General features: G+C 66.7%; 21 protein-coding genes. 13 read left to right on the forward strand and 8 right to left on the reverse strand.

Annotation, left to right across the window (positions count from 1 at the left end; all coding sequences use genetic code 11):
* Positions 1-188: 188 nt before the first annotated feature.
* From AC0Z6F_RS13440 to AC0Z6F_RS13465, 6 genes are read left to right on the forward strand one after another with little or no spacing between them, the layout of a single operon-like run.
* Entirely contained in the window at positions 189-3,020 is a 2,832-nt protein-coding gene (locus AC0Z6F_RS13440) for a monovalent cation/H+ antiporter subunit A (protein WP_006399162.1), read from the forward strand.
* On the forward strand, positions 3,020-3,412 hold the full coding sequence (locus AC0Z6F_RS13445; protein WP_006399164.1) for a Na+/H+ antiporter subunit C: 393 nt from the start codon (positions 3,020-3,022) through the stop codon (positions 3,410-3,412). Before AC0Z6F_RS13440 ends, AC0Z6F_RS13445 begins: the two co-directional genes overlap by 1 nt.
* Positions 3,409-4,944 carry a monovalent cation/H+ antiporter subunit D gene (locus AC0Z6F_RS13450; protein WP_485618012.1) on the forward strand — a complete coding sequence of 512 codons (1,536 nt, stop codon included), beginning with the start codon at positions 3,409-3,411 and terminating at the stop codon, positions 4,942-4,944. The genes AC0Z6F_RS13445 and AC0Z6F_RS13450 overlap by 4 nt, the downstream gene beginning before the upstream one ends.
* Positions 4,941-5,447: a Na+/H+ antiporter subunit E gene (locus AC0Z6F_RS13455; RefSeq protein WP_006399169.1), complete on the forward strand. Its 507-nt coding sequence runs from the start codon at positions 4,941-4,943 to the stop codon at positions 5,445-5,447. The genes AC0Z6F_RS13450 and AC0Z6F_RS13455 overlap by 4 nt, the downstream gene beginning before the upstream one ends.
* Positions 5,444-5,728, forward strand: coding sequence for a K+/H+ antiporter subunit F (locus AC0Z6F_RS13460; RefSeq protein ID WP_006399171.1), 285 nt, complete (start codon positions 5,444-5,446; stop codon positions 5,726-5,728). Before AC0Z6F_RS13455 ends, AC0Z6F_RS13460 begins: the two co-directional genes overlap by 4 nt.
* The gene (locus AC0Z6F_RS13465) at positions 5,725-6,114 is read left to right on the forward strand and encodes a Na+/H+ antiporter subunit G (RefSeq protein WP_006399173.1); all 390 of its coding nucleotides are present in this window, start codon (positions 5,725-5,727) and stop codon (positions 6,112-6,114) included. The genes AC0Z6F_RS13460 and AC0Z6F_RS13465 overlap by 4 nt, the downstream gene beginning before the upstream one ends.
* A 368-nt stretch (positions 6,115-6,482) precedes the next feature.
* Here AC0Z6F_RS13465 and AC0Z6F_RS13470 read toward each other — a convergent pair whose 3' ends face one another.
* Together AC0Z6F_RS13470 and AC0Z6F_RS13475 are read right to left on the reverse strand one after the other, a co-directional pair.
* The gene (locus tag AC0Z6F_RS13470; RefSeq protein ID WP_100469763.1) at positions 6,483-7,448 is read right to left on the reverse strand and encodes a sodium:calcium antiporter; all 966 of its coding nucleotides are present in this window, start codon (positions 7,446-7,448) and stop codon (positions 6,483-6,485) included.
* Positions 7,449-7,521: 73 nt separating this feature from the next.
* Entirely contained in the window at positions 7,522-8,178 is a 657-nt protein-coding gene (locus AC0Z6F_RS13475; protein ID WP_197585097.1) for a hypothetical protein, read from the reverse strand.
* 125 nt (positions 8,179-8,303) lie between these two features.
* On the opposite strand from AC0Z6F_RS13475, the gene AC0Z6F_RS13480 reads away from it, so the two are divergent.
* Positions 8,304-8,837, forward strand: coding sequence for a hypothetical protein (locus AC0Z6F_RS13480; protein ID WP_197585098.1), 534 nt, complete (start codon positions 8,304-8,306; stop codon positions 8,835-8,837).
* Between the two features lie 82 nt (positions 8,838-8,919).
* On the opposite strand, the gene hmgA is transcribed toward AC0Z6F_RS13480, so the two are convergent.
* Positions 8,920-10,218: a homogentisate 1,2-dioxygenase gene (hmgA, locus tag AC0Z6F_RS13485; RefSeq protein ID WP_012512325.1), complete on the reverse strand. Its 1,299-nt coding sequence runs from the start codon at positions 10,216-10,218 to the stop codon at positions 8,920-8,922.
* Between the two features lie 102 nt (positions 10,219-10,320).
* Positions 10,321-11,433 (reverse strand): 4-hydroxyphenylpyruvate dioxygenase, encoded by a 1,113-nt coding sequence (gene hppD / locus AC0Z6F_RS13490; protein WP_006399182.1) that lies wholly within the window; start codon positions 11,431-11,433, stop codon positions 10,321-10,323.
* A 66-nt stretch (positions 11,434-11,499) separates the two neighbouring features.
* On the opposite strand from hppD, the gene AC0Z6F_RS13495 reads away from it, so the two are divergent.
* Both AC0Z6F_RS13495 and AC0Z6F_RS13500 read left to right on the forward strand, forming a co-directional pair.
* A complete protein-coding gene (locus AC0Z6F_RS13495; protein ID WP_006399184.1) occupies positions 11,500-12,057 on the forward strand; it encodes a MarR family winged helix-turn-helix transcriptional regulator in 558 nt (185 codons plus the stop codon).
* A 379-nt stretch (positions 12,058-12,436) separates the two neighbouring features.
* Entirely contained in the window at positions 12,437-13,492 is a 1,056-nt protein-coding gene (locus AC0Z6F_RS13500) for a PDDEXK nuclease domain-containing protein (RefSeq protein WP_032973448.1), read from the forward strand.
* A gap of 18 nt (positions 13,493-13,510) precedes the next feature.
* Here AC0Z6F_RS13500 and AC0Z6F_RS13505 read toward each other — a convergent pair whose 3' ends face one another.
* From AC0Z6F_RS13505 to AC0Z6F_RS13520, 4 genes are all read right to left on the reverse strand, one after another.
* Positions 13,511-14,650 carry a hypothetical protein gene (locus AC0Z6F_RS13505; RefSeq protein ID WP_012512329.1) on the reverse strand — a complete coding sequence of 380 codons (1,140 nt, stop codon included), beginning with the start codon at positions 14,648-14,650 and terminating at the stop codon, positions 13,511-13,513.
* Between the two features lie 252 nt (positions 14,651-14,902).
* Positions 14,903-15,502 carry a thioredoxin family protein gene (locus tag AC0Z6F_RS13510; RefSeq protein ID WP_485617478.1) on the reverse strand — a complete coding sequence of 200 codons (600 nt, stop codon included), beginning with the start codon at positions 15,500-15,502 and terminating at the stop codon, positions 14,903-14,905.
* Between the two features lie 19 nt (positions 15,503-15,521).
* The gene (locus AC0Z6F_RS13515; RefSeq protein WP_006399302.1) at positions 15,522-17,021 is read right to left on the reverse strand and encodes a peptide MFS transporter; all 1,500 of its coding nucleotides are present in this window, start codon (positions 17,019-17,021) and stop codon (positions 15,522-15,524) included.
* Positions 17,022-17,201: 180 nt separating this feature from the next.
* Entirely contained in the window at positions 17,202-18,077 is an 876-nt protein-coding gene (locus tag AC0Z6F_RS13520) for a tryptophan 2,3-dioxygenase (RefSeq protein ID WP_012512331.1), read from the reverse strand.
* Positions 18,078-18,412: 335 nt separating this feature from the next.
* On the opposite strand from AC0Z6F_RS13520, the gene pdhA reads away from it, so the two are divergent.
* Genes pdhA through AC0Z6F_RS13540 form a run of 4 tightly spaced genes read left to right on the forward strand, consistent with a single transcriptional unit; the run spans position 18,413 to position 22,295 of the window.
* Positions 18,413-19,495 carry a pyruvate dehydrogenase (acetyl-transferring) E1 component subunit alpha gene (gene pdhA / locus AC0Z6F_RS13525; protein WP_065723605.1) on the forward strand — a complete coding sequence of 361 codons (1,083 nt, stop codon included), beginning with the start codon at positions 18,413-18,415 and terminating at the stop codon, positions 19,493-19,495.
* Positions 19,488-20,555 carry an alpha-ketoacid dehydrogenase subunit beta gene (locus AC0Z6F_RS13530; RefSeq protein WP_006474353.1) on the forward strand — a complete coding sequence of 356 codons (1,068 nt, stop codon included), beginning with the start codon at positions 19,488-19,490 and terminating at the stop codon, positions 20,553-20,555. The genes pdhA and AC0Z6F_RS13530 overlap by 8 nt, the downstream gene beginning before the upstream one ends.
* A 1-nt stretch (position 20,556) precedes the next feature.
* Positions 20,557-20,910: an SH3 domain-containing protein gene (locus AC0Z6F_RS13535; protein WP_032973473.1), complete on the forward strand. Its 354-nt coding sequence runs from the start codon at positions 20,557-20,559 to the stop codon at positions 20,908-20,910.
* The gene (locus AC0Z6F_RS13540) at positions 20,907-22,295 is read left to right on the forward strand and encodes a dihydrolipoamide acetyltransferase family protein (RefSeq protein WP_485617476.1); all 1,389 of its coding nucleotides are present in this window, start codon (positions 20,907-20,909) and stop codon (positions 22,293-22,295) included. The genes AC0Z6F_RS13535 and AC0Z6F_RS13540 overlap by 4 nt, the downstream gene beginning before the upstream one ends.
* The last annotated feature ends 46 nt before the right edge of the window (positions 22,296-22,341 follow it).

A 22,341-nucleotide genomic window follows, 5' to 3' on the forward strand; every position in this document is an offset into this window, starting at 1 on the left:
GTCTCCCTGCGTGGGCGTAGGGTGATCCCCGAGGGCAACCCGGGAGCGACTGCAGGAACGTGATGTTGCGCCGCAGAAAAAATGAATCAGCGAACGTTACATGCAATTGATCGCTGTTCGATGGGTTTCGGCGACATTTCGCAGCCTGTTATCCTCCCTGACCTGCTCGTGAATCATGGATTCCCTGCATGCTCCCCAGCCTGCCCCTGCTGCTGGCCCTGCCGTTCCTGATGGCAGTGGCTGTTGCGGCCTTCCCCCGTAGTTCGCGCTCGACTGCTGCCTGGCTGGCGGCGCTGGCGCCGTTGGGCGGGCTGGCCATCCTCGCCTGGCTGACCCCATCGGTGCTCGACGGCCAGGTGGTGCGGACGATGGTCCCCTGGCTGCCGCAGATCGGCCTGGACTTCACCCTGCGCCTGGACGGGCTGGCCTGGATGTTCGCCGGGTTGGTGCTGGGCATCGGCGCACTGGTGGTGCTGTATGCGCGCTACTACCTGAGCAGCCAGGACAACGCACACCGCTTCTATACCTACCTGTTGCTGTTCATGGGCGCCATGCTGGGCATGGTGGTATCGGGCAACCTGCTGTTGCTGATGATTTTCTGGGAAATGACCAGCATCAGCTCGTTCCTGCTGATCGGCTTCTGGTCGCACCGCCAGGACGCCCGCGAGGGCGCGCGCATGGCGCTGGTGATCACCGGCGGCGGTGGTCTGGCCCTGCTCGGTGGCGTGCTGCTGATCGGCCGCATCGTCGGCAGTTTCGACCTGGACGTGGTGCTGGCCGCAGGCGAACAGATCCGCGCCAGCGCGCTGTACCCGTACGCGCTGTTCCTGGTGCTGGCCGGCATCTTCACCAAGAGCGCGCAGTTCCCCTTCCACTTCTGGCTGCCGCACGCGATGGCCGCGCCCACGCCGGTCTCGGCCTACCTGCACTCGGCCACCATGGTGAAGGCCGGTGTGTTCCTGCTGGCGCGCCTGCATCCGGCATTGGCCGGCAGCGATCTGTTCTTCTACACGGTCAGCGGCATCGGCGCGCTGACCCTGCTGATCGGCGCCTGGAACGCGATCTTCCAGCACGACCTGAAAGGCCTGCTGGCGTACTCGACCATTTCGCACCTGGGCCTGATCACCCTCCTGTTCGGCCTGTCCACGCCGATGGCGGTGGTGGCCGGCGTGTTCCACATCCTCAACCACGCCACCTTCAAGGCCTCGCTGTTCATGGCCGCCGGCATCATCGACCACGAAACCGGCACCCGTGACATGCGCAAGCTGGGTGGCCTGCGCAGGCTGATGCCATTCACCAGCGCGCTGGCGATCATCGCCTCGCTGGCGATGGCTGGCATCCCGTTGCTCAACGGTTTCCTGTCCAAGGAAATGCTGTTCGCCGAAGCGCTGACCGCCGGTGGCGGCCCGGGCGCGATGCGCACGGCCGTATCGATCGCGGCGCTGCTGGCCGGCGTGTTCGGCGTGGCCTACAGCCTGCGCTTCGTGCACGACACCTTCTTCGGCCCCGGCCCGCACGATCTGGACCGCGTGCCACACGAGCCGCCGCGCTGGATGAAGGTGCCGGTGGAGATCCTGGTGGTGATCTGCGTAGCGGTGGGCGTGGCCCCGGCATTGACCGTGGCGCCGGTGCTGCACGCTGCTGCGGCCTCGATCCTCGGCAATGCCATGCCCGAATACAGCCTGGCGGTGTGGCATGGCTTCAACCTGCCGCTGGCGATGAGCGCGATCGGCGTGGTCGGCGGCGTGGCGCTGTACTTCGGCCTGCGCAGGCTGATCAACCTGCACGGGGTGACCAATACCAGCCCCGGCCGCAACGTGTTCCACCGCCAGCTGGACCTGCTCTCAGCCGCAGCACAGCGACTGACCAACGGCATCGCCAACGGCAGCCTGCAGCGCATGCTGCTGGGCCTGGTGCTGGTGGCGATCGTGGTCGCCGCCGCGCCGTTCGTGGCCAATCCGGCCTCGCCGAACTGGACCGCGCCGCAGCCGATCCCGCTGCTGGGCTGGGCGCTGTGGCTGGTGATGATGGCCTGTGCGGTCGCCACCCTGCGCGTCTACAAGCAACGCCTGCTGGCGGTGCTGCTGGTCGGCGGCGTCGGCCTGATGGTGGCGCTGACCTTCGTGTTCCTGTCCGCACCGGACCTGGCGCTGACCCAGCTGCTGGTGGAGATGGTGACCCTGGTGCTGATGCTACTGGGCATGAACTACCTGCCTGCGCAGTCCGGGCCGGAGCGCCCGCGCTGGCGCAAGCGCCGTGACGCGGTGATCGCGATCATCGCCGGTGCCGGCCTGGGTGCGCTGGCCTACACCGCGATGACCCTGCCGCCGAACACCATGGCCGGCGAGCTGCTCGCCCGCGCCCTGCCCGAGGCCTACGGCCAGAACGTGGTCAACGTGATCCTGGTCGACTTCCGCGGCTTCGATACCTTCGGCGAGATCACCGTGTTCGGCATTGCCGCGCTGGTGGTACACGCACTGCTGCGACGCACGCGGATGGCGCCGGAGCAGATCATGCCCGGCCCGCCGATCAAGCTGCCGGTGCCAGCCGACCTGGCCCAGATCATGTTCCCGCTGACCCTGACCGTGTCGATCTTCCTGTTCCTGCGCGGCCACAACGCGCCCGGCGGTGGCTTCATCGCCGGCCTGGTGCTGGCCGTGCCGCTGCTGATCCAGTACGTGATCCAGGGCACCGCATCGGTGGAATCGCGCTTCGGCTTCGACTACATCCGTTGCATCGGCATGGGCCTGCTGATCGCCATCCTCAGCGGCAGTGCGTCGATGCTGTTCGGCGTGCCGTTCCTGACCAGCGGCCACCTCGACCTGCACCTGCCGCTGATCGGCGAGGTACCGCTGGCCAGCGCGATCGGCTTCGATATCGGCGTGTACCTGGTGGTGTTCGGTGGCGCGATGCTGATGCTGTCGATGATGGCCACCGTGAAACCCTCTCGTACCCGCACCGCGCGCAAGGGCGAGATCGACCTGCAACGCCGCTCGGCACGTACCGGGGAGATGCACTGATGGAACTGGCCCTGGCCTCCGCGATCGGCGTGCTGACCGCCATCGGCGTCTACCTGCTGCTGCGCGCACGCAGCTTCGATGTGATCCTGGGCATGACCTTCCTGTCCTACGCCACCAACCTGCTGATCTTCGCCGGTGGCCGTGTGGTGCTGGGCAAGGCGCCGGTGCTGCAGGAGGGCGTGGACAGCAACCTCGGCAACTACACCGATCCGCTGCCACAGGCGCTGGTGCTGACCGCCATCGTCATTGCCTTCGCGATGACCGCAGTGAGCATCGTGCTGGCCATGCGCAGCCGCAGCGACAACCACAGCGACCACGTGGACGCTCACGAGCCGGATGACGACCTGCAGGATGAGGGTGTGCCGCCGCGCCAGGGCGAGGACCGCGCATGAACCACCTGGTGATCCTGCCGATCCTGGTTCCCCTGCTCGGTGCCGCGCTGTCGCTGTTCGTCGAGCACCGCCGTTATGGCCCGAAGGTGCAGCGCGCTGTGGCCTGGACTTCGCTGTCGGCGCTGGCGCTGGTGGTGGGCCTGTTGTTCGCCACCACCGCCAGTGGCGATATCAGCGTCTACCTGCTCGGCGACTGGCCGTCGCGGCTGGGCATCGCGCTGGTCGCCGACCGGCTGTCGGCGTGGATGCTGCTGACCACCCTGCTGCTGGCCATTCCCTGCCTGCTGCATGCCTGCTCGGGCTGGGACCGCCGCGCACCGCACTTCCATGCGCTGTTCCAGTTCCAGCTGGTCGGCCTCAACGGTGCGTTCCTGACCGGCGACATCTTCAACCTGTTCGTGTTCTTCGAGGTGATGCTGATCGCCTCCTACGGCCTGCTGCTCAGTGGCGGCCGCGGCCTGCGCATGCGCATCGGCCTGCACTACGTGGTGTTCAACGTCACCGCCTCGACGTTGTTCCTGATCGCGCTGGGCCTGCTGTACGCCTCGCTGGGCTCATTGAACATGGCCGAGCTGTCGCAGCGCATCGCCGAGGTGCCGCCGGCACAGCTGACCCTGGTGAAGGCGACGATGGGCCTGTTGCTGCTGGTGTTCTGCGCCAAGGCCGCACTGATGCCGCTGTACCTGTGGCTGCCTGAAGCCTATTCGCGCGCGCCGGCCGCCGTGGCCGCGCTGTTCGCAATCATGACCAAGGTCGGCCTGTACGCGGTGCTGCGCATCCAGATGCTGTGGTTCGGCGACGATGCCGGTGCGATGGCCGGCTATGGCCGCGACTGGCTGCTGTGGGCCGGCGTGGCGACACTGGTGCTCGGTGGCCTCGGTGCGCTGGCCGCGACCCGCCTGCGCGTGCTGATCTCCTACCTGGTGATCGTCTCGGCCGCCACGCTGTTCATCGCCTTCTCGGTGGGCCGGCCGCAGGTGCTGTCGGCCGGCCTGTACTACCTGCCGCACAGCAGCTTCGTCGCCGCCGCGCTGTTCCTGATCGCCGACCTGATCCGCCGCCGCCGTGGTGGCGCCAGCGACCGCAAGGAAGTGATCGCGCCGATGCCGGGCAAGGAAACGCCCGCCGTGCTGTTCCTGATCGCCGCGGTGTCGGTGGCTGGCCTGCCGCCGCTGTCCGGCTTCCTGGCCAAGGCCGCACTGCTGGCCGGCATGCCGGCGCAGTACACCGGCCCGGTGTGGACTGCCGTTCTTGTCAGCAGCCTGCTGGTGATCATGGGCCTGACCCGCGGTGGCATCCGCCTGTTCTGGCGCGTGCCGCCAGTCGATCCGGATGCGCCGCCGCCGCGCAAGGCACGGCTGCGCCGGGTCGAGCTGTACGCGGCCTGCATCCTGCTGGCCTATGGCATCGGCATGACCCTGGCCGCTGCACCGCTGATGCGCTACACCGACGCCACCGCCGCACAGCTGCTGCAGCCCGGCGAATACGTGCAGCAGCTGCGCGCGACCGCACCGGAGATCCGCCAGCCATGACCGCCCAGCGCTCCCTGTTCCGCCGCATCATTCCCTCACCGATGCTCAGCATCATGGTGGTGGCGTTCTGGCTGCTGATGTCCGACAGCTTCACCGTCGGCCAGACCGTGCTCGGCCTGGTGCTGGGCGTGGTGGTGCCACTGTTCGCCGCACGCCTGGACCGCGAATTCGCCCGCATCGGTACTCTGCGCCCGCTGCCGAAGCTGCTGTGCGTGACCCTGTGGGACATCCTGATGTCCAACATCCGCGTCGCCCTGCAGGTGCTGGGACCGGAGAAGAACATCCATCCGGGCTTCATCTGGCTGCCGCTGGACATCGCCAACATCCACGGCATCGCCGCGCTGACCAGCATGATCACGCTGACCCCGGGCACGGTTTCGGCCGCGCTCAGCGAAGACCGCAGGTTCCTGCTGGTGCATGTGCTGCACCTGGAAGACCCGCAGGCGCTGATCGATACGATCAAACGACGTTACGAAGCCCCGTTGATGGAGATTTTCCCATGACTGGATTCCAGATCATCCAGACCACGCTGGTGGTGTGCATGCACGTGGTCGGCCTGGCCATGCTGCTGGCTACCTGGCGCCTGCTGCGCGGACCGACCGTGCCCGACCGCATCCTTGCGCTGGATACGCTGTCGGTGACCGCCATCGCCGAGCTGATGCTGTTCGGCATGTACCTGAACTCCGCGATCTACTTCGAGGCTGCCCTGGTCATCGCCATGCTCGGCTTCGGCAGCACCGTGGTGCTGAGCAAGTTCGTGCTGCGCCGGGACATCGTCGAATGATCACCGCGATCCAGATCGGCCTGTCGATCCTGCTGCTGTTCGGCTGCTTCTTCATCCTGGTCGGTGCGCTGGGCCTGGTGAAGCTGTCCACGTTCTTCAAGCGCCTGCACGCGCCGACCAAGGCCAGCACGCTGGGCGTGGGCTGCGTGCTGGTGTGTTCGGTGTGCTACCACATCTTCCTCGGCCAGGATCCGCAGCCGCGCGAGCTGCTGATCACCGTGTTCCTGTTCATCACCGCACCGATCAGCGCGCACATGATGGCCAAGGCCGCGCTGTCGCTGCTGATGGAAACCCGCCCCAGCCTGCCCGGCAACGAACCGGCTGCCGAAGAGCAGCTGCCGCCGCCGGAGCCGGTGCGTGAGGAAGAAGGTTCGCAGGGCCGGTAACCCCGGTAGAGGCCGACCTTGGCCGGTACGGAGCCAACCGCATCCACGCATGGCGTGGATCTACCGACCGCAATGCCCGGTAGAGGCCGACCTTGGTCGGCGCTTTGTTGCTGCGAGTGCCAACCAAGGTTGGCAGCTACCAGGTGATCGGTGGTGGGTGCCGACCGTTGGTCAGTACGGAGCCAACCGCATACACGCATGGCGTGGATCTACCGACCGCAATGCCCGGTAGAGGCCGACCTTGGTCGGCGCTTTGTTGCTGCGAGTGCCAACCAAGGTTGGCAGCTACCGGGTGATCGGTGGTGGGTGCCGACCGTTGGTCGGCACGGTGTTCTTGGCACCAACGGCAGCCGAGCATGGGCTCGGCTCTACAACCCCGGTGCGCCCACCAGCAGCAGCTCCAGCATGAACCAGCCCAGGAACGCGACCAGCAGGATCGCGCCTTCGCCGCGGCTGATCTTCAGGTCGCCACGCAGCATCGGGTACAGCACCAGCGCGAAGGCCAGCAGTGCCGGTAGTTCCAGGCGCACGAACGAGGCCGGCAGCGCCAGCGGCTGCAGCACGGCCATCGCACCGATCACCAGCAGCAGGTTGACCACACTGGAGCCCAGCACGTGGCCCATCACCATGTCGCCATGGCCACGGCGTGCCGCAGCGATCGCGGTTGCCACCTCCGGCAACGCGGTACCGATCGCGACCGGCAGCAGACCGACCAGCAGCGGCGTCCACCCCAGTGCAACACCGAAGTCCGCCGCCGCACCGACCACCAGGCGGGCACCCCAGTACAGCGCCAGCGCCGCGATCACCACGCGCAGCACGTTCAACGGCAGGCTGGTACGGCTCAACGCGGATTCGGCGATCGCCGCCTGCACCTCGGCGCTCTCGCTGCGGCCACGACGCAGCAGCACCACCTGCACGATGATGAAACCAGCCACCAGCACGCCGCCTTCCCAGCGCGCCAGGCCGCCATCAAGACCGAACAGGATCAGCACCACGCCCGCCGCCAGCAGCGACCACCACAGTACCGTCTGCAATCGCGCGCGCAGCAGCAGCGGCGCAGCCATCGCAGCGACGGCCAGGGTCAGGCCCAGGTTGACGATGCTGCTGCCCACCGCGTTGCCCAGCGCCAGCTCCGGCTGACCGACCGCCAGCGCGCGTGCGTTGACCGCCAGTTCCGGCAGCGAAGTGGTCACCCCGAGCAGCAACAGGCCGGCCGTGAACGGACTGGCCCCGAAGCGTTGCGCCAGGCCGGACACGGCCTTGACGATGGAGTCCCCGCCCAGCGCCAGCAGCAGCAGGCCAAGCAGGAACCAGGCAATTGCAATGGCGATCATCGAGCACTCCCCCAGCGGTCGTGGCGCGATTCTACGCTTGGCCCGTGCGCAAGGCTGGGCCGTGGATCAAGGATCAGCCACAGCCTTCCACATAATCGACCTGCGGGGTCTGGCCCACCCGCCACGCGCCGACCCGGCCGTCCGCGCCGAGCGCGAAGTCGATCACCGCACCGCCCTCCTGCGCCGGCCGCACGCGCAGGTGCTGGGCCTTCTCGTCGTACTTGTCGGGGACGACATCACCACGCTCGGGATACAGCACCTGCAACTCGCCCAGGGTCATGCCGACCTTGCCGCCGCCCGGTGCGATGACCGCAGCACTGTGCACGTCATAGCGCACCAGCTTGCGGCCTTCGATCATCAGGCGCGGATCCTCGGCATTCTGCGGTCGCAGGAAATAGCAGCCATCGTTGCTGTCGTCGACCGGCAGCGGTTTGCCGGCAGCATCGCTGCCCAAGCCCTGCAGCGGGGTGCCGAAGCCGCTGCGGACCTCGGCGATGGCTGCGCCGAGCTTCGCGCCGGCGTAGCCCTCCAGGTGCGCGGGACTGTCCTCGCGGCGGTCATTGGCTGGACGGGCTGCCAGATCAGGATCCGTCGACTGCGCGGGCCCGGTCGCAGCAGCGGTTTCGACCGGGGTATCGCTGCCGCTGCCGGCCGCCCCCTGCTTTTCGGAGCCAGCACTGCAGGCGGTGAGCGAAAGCAGCAACAGACCAGCAATCGGGAGGTGCTTCATCGGTGCGGTTCCCTGGCACGAAGGTGGCTGCACGCTAGCGCAGCAGATGTGCAGGCATTGCATTGTCATCGCCGTTTCATCGCCTTCGTTCAGGCTCGGCGTGCACCGACTTGGCCGTCCCTTCCATGCAACCGCGCAAGACCGATCTCGCCCGAACTGCGCTGCAGGCCCACCGCGCGCCGCTGGACATGCGCCAGCGCCGGCTGCTGATCCTGTGCGACGGCCAGCGCACCATTGCCGACCTGACCGGCATGCTCGGCCAGGACGCACCTGCGATGGTCATCCAGCTGGTGCAGGCGGGGTATCTGAGTACAGGGCCGGCCGCACCTGTCCCCTCCCCCGGGCCGGCCGCTGGATCCGTCGCTGCCGCACCGGCGCCGTTGCCGCCTGCGGCCACACCGGTCGAACGCCGCCGCTCGCTGGTGGCCGCGCGCATCTATGTGCTGGGCATCCTGGAGATGCAGCGCCACCCGCAGGCGGCAGCACTGTTCCGCGACCTGCAGCAGGCGCGTGCGGAAGACGAGGTGTTGCAGCGGCTGCAGTCGGCGATGCAGATGCTGCCCGGGCTGACCTCGGACGGCTACTGCCAGCGCGTGCGGCAACGCCTGCTGGAGGCGCTGCCGCTGGAGCATTGCGACGCGTTCGCGGAGGCCGCCTGAAGAAAAGGGGACGGAGGGGATTAAGTCGCAATCAGCACACGTGTGCCGATTGCGACTTAATCCCCTCCGTCCCTTTTTCGGGTCAGCGGTAGTTGTTACGCAGGCCGTTCCAGCACTGCTGGTAATCGCCCTGCCGATGGCCGGCAGCCAAGGCCTGCGCGGTCGGGCGGATCACCGCGCGGGTCTCGAACATGAAGGCCATCGTGTCCTTGATCACGTCCGGCTTGGACAGGTCCGCGTTGGAGGCCTTGTCGAAGGTCGGCGCATCCGGGCCGTGGCCGCTCATGCAGTTGTGCAGCGAGGCGCCGCCGGGCACGAAGCCTTCGGCCTTGGCGTCGTAGGCGCCATGCACCAGGCCCATGAACTCGCTGGCGATGTTGCGGTGGAACCACGGCGGACGGAAGGTGTTCTGTGCTACCAGCCAGCGCGGTGGGAAGATCGCGAAGTCCATGTTGCTGGTCCCCGGCGTGTCGCTGGGCGAGTGCAGCACCAGGAAGATCGACGGGTCCGGATGGTCATGGCTGATCGAGCCGATGGTGTTGAAGCGGCGCAGGTCGTAGCGGTACGGCGCGTAGTTGCCGTGCCAGGCCACCACGTCCAGCGGCGAATGGTCGATCGGCGCGCGCCACAGGCGGCCCTCGAACTTGGCGATCAGCTCGAAATCACCGTCAACATCCTCGAACGCCGCGTGCGGAGTTTCGAAGTCGCGCGGGTTGGCCAGGCCATTGGAGCCGATCGGGCCGAGGTCAGGCAGCTTCAGCAGCGCACCGTAGTTCTCGCAGATGTAGCCGCGGCTCGGGCCATCGGGCAGTTCGACGCGGAACCGCACGCCACGCGGGATCACCGCGATCTGCTGCGGCTCGATCTCGATCACGCCCAGCTCGGTCAACAGGCGCAGCGCGCCCAGCTGCGGCACGATCAGCAGTTCGCCATCGGCATCGTAGAAATAGCGGCCGACCATGTCGCGGTTGGCGGCGTAGAGGTGGATACCCACACCGGCATGCGCATCCGGCGAGCCGTTGCCACCCATCGTATACAGACCTTCGACAAAGTCGGTCGGCAGCTCCGGCAGCGGCAACGGGCTCCAGCGCAGCTGGTTCGGCGACGCCGGCTGCGCAGCGAAATCGCACTGCAGCTGCGACTGCGCGAACGGGGTGAACTCACCATGGGTTACCGCCGGGCGGATCCGGTACAGCCAGCTGCGGCGATTGCTGCCACGCGGCGCGGTGAACGCGGTGCCGGTCAACTGCTCGGCGTACAGGCCGTGGGCCACCTTCTGCGGCGAGTTCTGCCCGACCGGCAGCGCGCCGGCGACGGCCTCGGTGGCGAATTCGTTGCCGAAGCCGGACTGGTAGCCGCGGGCGGTGATGGCGGGGGACATGGGGGCTCCTGGGTACGGCGGGACCGGAACGGAAAGCAGCCGAGCATGGCTCGGCTCTACAGATGAGCAGGCGCCGGGACTGGCCCGGCGCCTCCCGGAACGTTACAGCACGCCGCGGCGGATCTGGTCGCGCTCGATGCTTTCGAACAGCGCGGTGAAGTTGCCTTCGCCAAAGCCTTCGTTGCCCTTGCGCTGGATGATCTCGAAGAAGATCGGGCCGATGCAGTTCTGGGTGAAGATCTGCAGCAGCTTGCGCTGGTGGGTTTCCGGATCGGCATCGATCAGGATCTTGTTCTTGGCCAGGCGTGCCACGTCTTCACCGTGGTTCGGCACGCGCTGGTCGATCACGTCGAAGTAGGTCTCCGGCGTGTCGAGGAAGTCCACGCCCTGCGCGCGCATCGCTTCGACGGTCTCGTAGATGTTCTCGGTGAAGCAGGCGATGTGCTGGATGCCCTCGCCCTTGTACGCGTCTAGGTACTCGTTGATCTGGCTCTTCGGGTCGGACGACTCGTTCAGCGGAATGCGCACGATGCCGTCCGGCGCGGTCATCGCCTTGGACACCAGGCCGGTCTTCAGGCCCTTGATGTCGAAGTAGCGGATCTCGCGGAAGTTGAACAGGCGTTCGTAGTAGTCCGACCACTGCTGCATGTTGCCGAAGTACAGGTTGTGGGTCAGGTGGTCGATGAAGGTCAAGCCGAAGCCCTTCGGGCGCAGTTCGGCGCCGGCGATCAGCTCGTAGTCGCCATCGAAAATGCTGCCGGCGCTGCCATAGCGGTCGACCAGGTACAGCATGCAGTCGCCGATGCCCTTGATGACGGGGGCATTGACCGCCTTGCTGTCCGGCTTGAAGGCGATCGCCTCGGCACCGTTGCCCAGTGCGGTCTGGTAGACCTCCTGGCCCGGCTTCTTGAAGCGGATGGCGAAGCCGCAGGCGCACGGACCGTGCTTCTCGGCGAAGTCGGCGGCGAACGAATCGGGGTCTTCATTGACCAGGAAGTTGACGTCGCCCTGGCGATAGACGGTAATCGGACGCTGCTTGTGCTTGAGCACCGCGCTGAAGCCCATCTTCCGGAAGTACTCATGCAGCTCCTGGCCACGGCCGGCCGGGGCGGCGAATTCGACGAACTCGAAGCCGTCGATGCCCATCGGGTTCTCGAAGGTGGTGACCTGCATGCCGGGGTTGGGGTGCGAGGCGGTCGGGACTGCGGTATTCATGGCGTGGCTCCGAATCGGTACCGCATCGGTACAAACCAGGTGCGGGCAGGTAGGGACCCGGCGAGAATGCAGGGTCTGGACCTACCCCTTATAGTTACACTTGAAACCACCAGCAAGGTGCACCGCAACATGAGCCCCGCCGATCCCGTTTCGACCCGCCTGCGTTCCTCGCACGTCCTGCTCGACCTGGAACAGTTCCTGCCGTACCGGCTGAGCGTGCTGTCCAACCGGGTCAGCGGCAACATCGCCAAGCTATACGGCGATCGTTACGGTCTGGCGATCCCCGAGTGGCGGGTGATCACCATCCTGGCGCTGTACCCGGGTTCCTCGGCCAGCGAGGTCTCCGACCGCACGGCGATGGACAAGGTGGCAGTCAGCCGCGCCGTGGCCCGCCTGCTGGAGCGTGGCTTCATCAAGCGCGAGACCCATGGCGACGACCGCCGTCGCTCGGTGCTGGCGCTGTCGGCGGCCGGCTTCGAGGTGTACGAGACCATCGCGCCAATGGTGATCGAGATCACCCGCAAGCTGATGTCGGTGCTGAGCGACGAGGAAGAGCAGGTGCTGGAGAAGCTGATCCTGCGCCTGGCCGGCGACGGCCTGGAGCGGATGGGCGAAGGGGTCTGAAAGAAAAAGGGGACGGAGGGGATCAAGTCGTTTTGTGCCCCAGGTCGCGGATGTCGACCCTGGTCGGTAGCGGAACAGTGGCTGGGCGATTGTCGTCCGCCCCCTTTGTTCTGACGCGACCCGCTCTTTGGCGGGCCGTGGGCGGGACGCAAGCGAGGCCATCGAACGCATTCACTTCCCGCAGATCCCGTCCTCGGGTGTCGCCCTCGCCCGCCGACATTTCCGCATTGGCCCGATTCCGCCCGTTTCCGCGAGGCTGGTGTATCGAAACGGGCTGATCCAGTGAGTTCTCCTATTGGACTGTCCGTGTGAGCGGCCTGACGGTAAGCGTTCAACGGGTATCAGCCCGGCCATGGATCCACATCGGACGGACTCCCTCATGGATGACACGCCTTCAACGCTGCCGCATGGCCAGGAATTGCTGGCCGATCTCAGGGAGCTGATCTGCACGGCGCGCAACAGGATGCACAGGACCATCAACGCCGAGCTGACCCTGCTGTACTGGCGAATAGGCCGCCGCATCCATGTGGATCAGATGGCTGGGCAACGGGCCCGCTACGGAGAGCTTCTCTTCACCCGGATCGCAAAGGCACTGTCTGCCGAGTTCGGCACGTCCTTCGGTGAGAAGAGCCTGCGCCGGATGGTGCAGTTCTCCATCGCATTTGCAGACGAGCAGATTGTCGTATCGCTGATACGACAATTGAGCTGGACCCACTTCATCGCGCTGATCCCGCTTGCGGATCCGCTCAAGCGCGATTTCTATGCACAGATGGCCGGCACCGAGGGCTGGAGCGTGCGCACGCTACGCCAGCGCATCGATTCGATGCTGTATGAGCGCACCGCGCTTTCCAGTCAGCCCGAGCAGACCATCGCCGATGAGTTGGCGGCACTCCGCGGCAACCAGCAGCTGTCTCCAGGGCTGGTACTGCGTGATCCCTACGTACTGGATTTTCTTGGCCTGAAGGACAGCTTGGACGAGCAGGACCTGGAAAGCGCGATCCTTCGCGAGATGCAGGGCTTCCTGCTCGAACTTGGCACGGGCTTCAGTTTCGTCGCTCGCCAGAAGCGCATCCAGATCGACGGCGATGACTTCCATCTGGACCTGCTGTTCTACAACCGCCGCCTGCGTAGGCTGATTGCCATCGAGCTGAAGATCGGCGAGTTCAAGCCTGCGTACAAAGGACAGATGGAGCTCTATCTGCGCTGGTTGGACCGCCATGAACGTGAGGACGGTGAGCAAGCGCCGTTGGGCATCATCCTCTGCACAGGGAAGAAGGCGGGCCAGATCGAATTGCTGGAGCTGGACCGCTCAGGCATCCATGTTGCGGAATACCTGACCACCCTGCCCTCTCGTGAGGTCCTCAAGCAGAGATTGCAGACCGCCATGGAGCGGGCCCGGCAACAGATGGAGAACCTGCCGCCCAGCCCTCTGTAGTTCCACTGCACCCACGCCTCAGCTCAGATGCTTGCGCCGTGCATGGATCCACGGCACTGCGAGCGCGGCGATGGCGCCACCGGCGAAGCCCAGCGAAGCCGCAACCGTGGCCGCTTCGACCGCCCCTGGCAGCGCCAGCGCCGCGGCCACCAGCAGCAGCGACGGCAGGCCGACGAAGGTGCCCAGGAAGAAGTGCCAGCGCGGCGACCAGGTGTTGAGCTGCAGCAGGCTGACCGGTTGCCAGGCATCGGACGCTGCATCCTCGGCGATCTTCGCCACCACCTTGCCCAGGTCCACTTCCGGCAGCGCGCGCCCCTGGCGTGCGGTCGCCAGCAGCTCGGCCACGGCCTCCACCGGCGGGAAACTGGACGGCCACGCCACCGGTGCCGGCACGCCGTAGGCGGTCAGCAGCGGCACGCTCAGCCACGGCGCCACCAACGGGCGCATGCGGCGCCGGCCATGCACGCACCAGATCTGTGGCTGGCCGTGGGCGGTGACGCTGTACAGCGCCAGCTCCCCGGCTGGTGGGTAGCCGAGCATGGTCACCCGCGCCGCCAGGCTGTCCTGGCCCATCGCGCGCAGGAATCCAGGACGGCTGCGCCCTTCCTGCATCCACGCCAGGCCGAGTGCACCCACCAGATAGGCCTCGGCCACATCCTTGCTGCCGGCAGTGGCGCGCTCATCACTGGCCAGGTACCAGGCCAGCGATTTCGGTTCGGAGACATCGTCCAGGCCCCAGCGGCTGTCATCGCCCAGCACATGGCGCACCGGCAGGCGTGCGGGCGCGGTTTCGCCACGTTCGCCCGGCTGCAGGAACGGCAGTACGCCCTGGATGAAGGTGGACAGTTCGATGGCACGCACGCCATGGCCCTGCCATTCCGGCGGCAGCAGCCCGGCCAGCTGGCCTTCGGCGGCCAACGCATCGAGCCGTGATTTCTGCTCGACCAGTTTCTGCACCGCACCCTTCAGCACCACGTTGTCGGGCAGCGCGATCTGCGGCAGGCGGTGACGCGGCGGTGCCAGTTCAACGGTATCCCCGCCGGTACCCGCGTCATCCAGCAGCGCCTCCTGCGGGGGCAGGGTCACGCCCTCATCTGCTCCGCCCTCGGCCAATGCGCTGGCAGGTTCGGGCAATCGTTCGGCGTGGTCGCTGTGCATGGGCGTTCCGGTAGGTTGCATCGACGGGGCGTCGACTGAAGTCCTTGCCGGTAGCGGCGTGCACTCAGTGAAATTGAGACACCGATTCGGAGAGTGTGACGGCGCGCGCAATAGATCCACGCCCTGCGTGGATGCACTTCTGTGCCGACCAACGGTCGGCACCCACCGAGGTTGCTGGCCCGCGGTTGGCAGCCATCAGAGCATGCTGACCAGCAGGCGGCACCCAGCGAGGTTGCCGGCCAGCGGCCGGCACTACCGGTCAGGTGCCCACTGCTTGAGGAACGCGGTCACGCGCGCGGGCTGGAAAGTTCCGCCCTTGCGCAGCTCACCAGTCGCCTGCGATACCAGCAGTCCACCATCGGCATCGAGCACCAGCAGATACGGGTAGTCGCGTTCCATCATCGGGAACTGTGCGAAGAAGGCGGTGTTGGGCTGTTCGTCACTGGCGTTGATCTTCACCCACACGTAGTGGGCATCGCGGAAGCGGCGCAGGTCGCCATTGCCTTCCACCAGTTCGTCCAACGCATGGCAGCGCTCGCAGGCGGCGTTACCGACCTCGAGCAGGATGCGCTTCTTGCCACGCTGGGCTTCCACCTTGGCGGTGGCCAGGTCATTGGCCGGGTCGCGGGCCGGGTCGAACTGAGCACCGAGCCCTGCGATGGCGGCGATGTCCGCCGCCACCGGGGTGTTGCCCGAGGCCACCGGTTCGCTGGGGTCAGCGACCGGTGGCTCGGTGGGTCGGGTATCCAGGGGCTGCGTAGGCTCGGCGACGGCAGGCGGTTGCGGTTGGGAACAGGCGCCGATCAGCGCCGCACAGACCACCACTACCGCAGTACCGAGCTTGCTACGCATGCCTTCTACCCTCTCATCATCATTTGACGCCGTGCATCAGCTTGTTGATCAGCGGGGCGACCAGGAACAGCACCACGCCAGAGCCGATCAGGGCCCAGAACCCGAAGGTATACCCCTTCAGTGCCGACTCGACCGTCATGCCACCTTCACCACTGACAACGCCGGCGAAGATGCCCGACAGGTTGTTGCCGATGCCGGTGGACAGGAACCAGCCACCCATGCCGAAGCCGACCAGGCGCACCGGGGCCAGCTTGGTCACCATCGACAGGCCGATCGGCGACAGGCACAGCTCACCGACGGACTGGATGACGTAGACCATGAACAGGGTCCAGAACGGGATCTTGCCGTCCACCACCATCTGCGACAGCGCATACATCAGCAGGGCGAAGGCGGCGCCGTTGAACAGCAGGCCGAGGCCGAACTTGCGCGGAATCGACGGATTGGCGCGGCCCAGGGCCACCCAGATCCAGGCGATGATCGGCGCCAGGGTGATGATGGCCACCGAGTTGACCGACTGGAACCAGGCGGTCGGGAAGGTCCACTCACCCATCTGGCGGTTGACGATGTTCTCGGCCAGGAAGGTGAACGAGCTGCCGGCCTGTTCGAAGAACATCCAGAACATCACGTTGAAGGCGAAGATGATCAGCATGGCGATCACGCGGTCGCGCTGCACCTTGCCCTCGCGGATGCCCTCGACCAGCAGCAGCACGGCCAGCGCGGCGAACATCACGCCCAGGATCCAGGCCAGCGCGGTGGCGCCGGTGGCCAGCAGGAAGTAGGCCACCGGAATGGCGAACAGCGAGCCCACCAGCACCATGACGACACGGCCGAAGCCTTCAGCGCCGGCCGGCGGAGCACCGATGCCCTTCAGGCCGGCACGTCCGACGTAGAACCACACCAGCGAGATCAGCATGCCCACGCCCGAGGCGATGAACACGACCTTGTAGGACGGCATTTCCGAGGTGCCGAAGACCTTGCGGGCCAGGTACTCGGTCAGCACCGGGGCGATCATCGCGCCGATGTTGATGCCCATGTAGAAGATGGTGAAGCCCGAATCGCGACGCTCATCCTTCAGGCCGTACAGCTTGCCGACCATGGTCGAGATGTTCGGCTTGAACATGCCGTTGCCGACGATGATCGTGGCCAGGCCGAGCTTGAACAGATGCTCTTCCGGCAACGAGATCATGAACAGGCCGGCGGCCATGATGACTGCACCGGTCAGGATCGAGCGCTGGTACCCCAACACCCGGTCGGCCACGTAGCCACCGAAGATCGCCGCGGCGTACACCAGCGCCAGGTAGGCACCGTAGATGCGACTGGCGTCGGCTTCACCGGCGGCACTGCCATCACGGAACTGGGCGACGATGTACAGCACCAAGGCCCAGCGGATGCCGTAGAACGCAAAGCGTTCCCAGAACTCGGTCATGAACAGCATCCACAACGGGCGCGGGTGGCCCATCATGGTCTTGAAGTCCGGCACGGCCGGCTCTGGGGTGTTCGCAGTGGCGTTCAAGCTCATGCGGATTTCCTGGTTCGGTGGATGACGAGCACGTCCGATGTGCAGTGGAGCAACGCGCGAGGATCACCGACTTCTGGCGTTCACGTCAAATACACGCCGTTTGAGGCAGGTGCCGGCCTGCTCGCTGAACTTGCATCTGAAACGATCCAGCCGCCGGCCGGGAACCAAGCTGAATGGGAGTCAGGCCAGATCGGCCGGGGGTGCGGCCTGCAGGCTGGTGCGCACCTGGAACAGTTCCGGGAAAAAGGTCAGTTCCAGCGCCTTGGCCAGGAAGCCGACGCCGGACGAGCCGCCAGTGCCGCGCTTGAAGCCGATCACCCGCATCACGGTGCGCATGTGTCGGAATCGCCACAGCTGGAACGCGGTCTCCAGGTCCACCAGGTCCTCGCACAGCGAATACTCGCGCCAGTAGCGATCGGTGTCCTGGTAGATGCGTTCGAAGACCGGCTGCAGTGCGTCGTCGGCCACATGCGGCTGGGTCCAGTCGTGGGCCTCGTACACCGCCGGGACGGCGTGGCCGAAACGGGTCAGGTACTTCAGGAATTCCTCGTACAGGCTGGGCGCTTCCAGTGCGGTGCGCAGCTGCGCCTGGCCGGCCGGGTCGTGCTCGAACACCTGCAGCATCTGCGCGTTCTTGTTGCCCAGCAGGAACTCGATGTAGCGGTACTGCAGCGACTGGAAGCCCGAGGACGGGCCCAGCACGTCGCGGAAGCCCATGTACTCGGACGGGGTCAGCGTTTCCAGCACCGACCACTGCTCGGTCAGCTGGCGCAGCACCTGCTTGCTGCGCGCCAGCACCTTGCGGCACTGCCAGACTTCATCACGCTGCAGGAAGCCGATCGCGGCACGCAGTTCGTGGCCAAGCAGCTTCAGCCACAGCTCCGAGGTCTGGTGCTGGATGATGAAGAGCATCTCGTCGTGGTGCGGCGGGTTGGACAACGGCTGCTGCGCACTGAGCAGCTGGTCCAGCCGCAGGTAGCCGCCATAGGTCAGCCGCCCCTGCAGATCGGTGTGGATGCCAGCTTCGAGATCGCGTTGGTTGTTGTCGACGGACATGGGCGGGACCAGATCGGGGGCGGCAAGGGTAGCGCGTTGCCGCCATGCTGGCAGCCGCCGCGTCCATACCGGGGCGTCCGGGCGCCCGTGGAGCATCCCCTGATATGGGGGCTGCGCGTGGAACCGTTCGGGCCGTTGCACGGGCAGTCAGCCAGAGGCGTATTCTGATGCTTTGCAGCAACGACTGAATACGTTGTTGTTATTGGCCCCCCACCCGCCGGCAGGGGTAAAACAGGGCGTCGCCGTGTTGCGCCGCAGGAAGGCTATTCCGTACGCGTTCCTTAACATGGCGATTCATATCATTTGTAACTTCTCTGTCGAAGGTGCAGTACGCAATGACGGTTGCCGCTGAATTCAAGATCGAATACCTGCAGTACCTGGACGTGGACGGCACGCTCGTCCGCGATGACCTGCCCGCGTCGCTGCGCGACCCCAAGGTCCTGGTGCCGCTGTTCAAGCAGATGCTGTTCGTACGTACGTTCGACAGCAAATCCATCGCGCTGCAGCGCACCGGCAAGCTCGGCACCTATGCCGCCTGCCTGGGCCATGAAGCCGCGCACGTGGGTATCGGCGCTGCGATGCAGAAGGACGACGTGTTCGCACCGTCCTACCGCGAGTATGGCGCGATGTTCATGCGCGGCGTGCGCCCGCACGACGTGCTGATGTACTGGGGCGGCGACGAACGCGGCAACGACTACGGCGGCAACGCGGCCAAGGACTTCCCGTTCTGCGTGCCGATTTCCACCCAGTGCCTGCATGCCGCAGGCGCCGCGCTGAAGTTCAAGCTCAACAAGGAACCGCAGATCGCGGTGGCCGTGTGTGGCGACGGCGGCAGCTCGAAGACCGACTTCTACGCGGCACTGAATTCGGCCGGCGCCTACAAGCTGCCGCTGATCCTGTGCATCGTCAACAACGGCTGGGCCATCTCGGTCCCGCGTTCGGCCCAGACCGGTGCCGAGACGCTGGCGCAGAAGGGCCTGGCCGGCGGCCTGCATTGCCTGCAGGTGGACGGCAACGACCTGATCGCAGTGCTGGCGGCGATGGAGCAGGCGCGCGAACGTGCGCTGGCCGGCGATGGTGGCACCGTGCTGGAACTGATGACCTACCGCCTGTCCGACCACACCACCGCCGATGACGCGCGCCGCTACCGCGACGACGCCGAAGTGAAGGATGCCTGGCAGCGCGAGCCGATGCTGCGCCTGCGCAAGTACCTGATCAACGCCGGCGTCTGGAGCGAGGAAGAAGAAACTGCTTGGGTCGCCCAGTGCGGCACGCGCGTGGACGAGGAAGTGAACCTGTACCTCAACACGCCGGTGCAGCCGGTCGAGGCGATGTTCGATTTCCTCTACGCCGATCCGCCGCAGGACCTGCTGGCCCAGCGTGCCCAGGCGATCGCCCTGGAGCAGCGCCATGGATGAGATCAAGAACGGCGCGCCCGGCGCGCACACCAACGCCGCCGACAGCGCCGCCGTCGCGCGCGGAGAACAGAGCATGACCACCACCCCCATCACCCTGATCGAAGCCATCACCCAGGCACTGGCCTGGGAGCTGGAGCACGACCCCTCGGTGCTGGTGCTGGGCGAGGACGTGGGCGTCAACGGCGGCGTGTTCCGCGCCACCGCCGGCCTGCAGCAGCGCTTCGGCTCCGAGCGCATCCTCGACACCCCGCTGGATGAAACCACCATCGCCGGCCTGACCATCGGTCTGGCGGCACAGGGCATGAAGCCGGTGGCCGAAGCGCAGTTCGACGGTTTCATGTACCCGATGGTCGACCATATCGTCTGCCATGCCGCACGCCTGCGTTACCGCACGCGTGGCCGCCTGCACTGCCCGATGGTGCTGCGCGTGCCGTGGGGCGGTGGCATCCGCGCACCGGAACACCACAGCGAAGCCAACGAGGCGATCTTCACCAACGTGCCGGGCCTGCGCGTGGTGCTGCCGTCGTCGCCGCAGCGTGCCTACGGCCTGCTGCTGGCCGCGATCCGCGAGCCGGATCCGGTCATCTACATGGAGCCCAAGCGCATCTACCGCCAGTACAAGGAAGTGGTCGTCAACGACGGCGAAGCCTTGCCGCTGGACGTCTGCTTCGTGCTGCGCGACGGCACCGACGTGACCCTGGTGACCTGGGGCGCGCAGGTGAAGGAAGCGCTGGAAGCGGCCGACAAGCTGGCCGGTGAAGGCATCAGCGCCGAAGTCATCGACGTTGCCACGCTGCGTCCGCTGGATTTCGCCACCATCGCCGAATCGGTGGCCAAGACCGGCCGCTGCGTGATCGTGCAGGAGGCCCCGAAGACCGCGGGCTTCGGCGCCGAGATCGCCGCGCGCCTGGCCGAGGAATCGATCTACGACCTGCTGGCCCCGGTCGAGCGCGTCACTGGCTACGACACCCACATTCCGCTGTTCCGCCTGGAAATGAAGTACCTGCCGAGCGTTGAGCGGATCGTGGCTGCGGCCAAGCGCGCGGTGGCGGCCGGCTGACATGCGGGCCCGCCTCCTGGGGGCTTACCGCAGCCAGTATCCCAACCCGCTCCGGTTCCGCACCGGCCAGATCGTCGAAGTAGGTGTACGTGACGAGGAATGGCCGGCGTTTGCCTGGGTACGCACCAACGATGGGCGCGCTGGATGGGCGCCCATCGCCTGGTTGCAGCTGCTGGACGAGGGTCGCGCCGAAGCCCTGTGCGACTACGACGCCCGCGAGCTGGATGTGGAAAACGGCGAGATGGTGAAGCTTCATCACGAACACGGCGGGTGGTGGTGGTCCGAGCGCGCCAATGGCGCGACGGGTTGGCTGCCGGCCCGCGAACTGGAACTGCTGGAAGAGAACTGCAAATGAGCCAGACCAAGAACTTCAACCTGCCCGACCTGGGCGAAGGCCTGCCGGACGCGACCATCGTCGAGTGGTTCGTCAAGGAAGGCGATGTGATCAAGCTGGACGAGCCGCTGGTCTCGATGGAGACCGCCAAGGCCGTCGTCGAAGTGCCCTCGCCGTTCTCCGGCACGGTGCTGAAGCTGTCCGGCGCTGCCGGCGACATCATCCCGACCGGTTCGGTGCTGGCCAGCTTCGCGCTGGACCCGAACCTGCCGCAGCGTGCCGATGGCCAGGACACCGGCCACAGCCACGGCCATGCCGCACCTGCCGCTGCACCGACCCCGCCGCCGCTGCCGGCCGCTGCCGCACCGGTGGCCGCCGAAGCCGCCAAGCCCGCCGCCGCCGAACGTGATGACGCCGGTACCGTGGTCGGCGCGATGCAGAGCTCCAACGCCGTGCACGCCGAACAGGCGCTGGCCGTCGGTGGCGTCAAGGCCGTACCGGCCGTGCGTGCCACCGCGCGCAAGCTGGGCGTGGACCTGTCCCGCGTACGCGCCACCGGCGCCGATGGCGCGGTGACCATGGCCGACGTCAAGCAGGCGGCTGCGGATAGCAGCGCAAAGATCGGTGCCGCTCCGGCGCCGGCCGCTGCTGCCGCCTACGCCGCGCCGGCCCCGGCGCAGGTGTCTGCCCCGGTGCAGAGCGAAGCACGCACCCCGCTGTCTGCCGCCGGCAAGCCGATGCGCACCCAGCCGCCGGGCGTGGTCGCCAAGGGCCAGCCGGAACCGCTGAAGGGCGTGCGCCGCAACATGGCCCGCGTGATGGCCGATGCGCACAGCAAGGTCGTGCCGACCACGCTGAACGACGACGCCGACATCCATGCCTGGCTGCCGGGCAACGACGTCACCGCGCGCCTGGTGCGTTCGATCGTGGTCGCCGCACAGAAGGTGCCGGCGATGAACGCCTGGTTCGACGGTGAAGCGCTGACCCGCACCCTGCACGCGCAGGTGGACATCGGCATCGCCGTGGACACCGACGACGGCCTGTTCGTGCCGGCCCTGCGCAACGCCGACATGCTCGATGCACGCGGCATCCGCGAAGGCGTCAACCGCCTGCGCGAGCAGGTGGAATCGCGTTCGATCGCTGCCTCGGAACTGAGCGGCTACACCATCTCGCTGTCCAACTTCGGCATGTTCGCCGGCCGCTACGCGACCCCGGTCGTGGTGCCGCCATGCGTGGCCATCGTCGGTGCCGGCCGTGCCCGCCACCAGATGACCCCGGTGATGGGCGGCGTGGAAGCGCACAAGGTGATCCCGCTGTCGGTCACCTTCGACCACCGCGCGGCCACCGGCGGCGAAGCGGCCCGCTTCCTGCGCGCGATGATGGACGACCTGGCGCTGGCCAGCTGATCGGGTGGGTGCCAACCTTGGTTGGCACATGAATTGGAGAAACGCC

It is taken from the genome of Stenotrophomonas sp. 1L-E-5-B-C3, assembly GCF_057292075.1.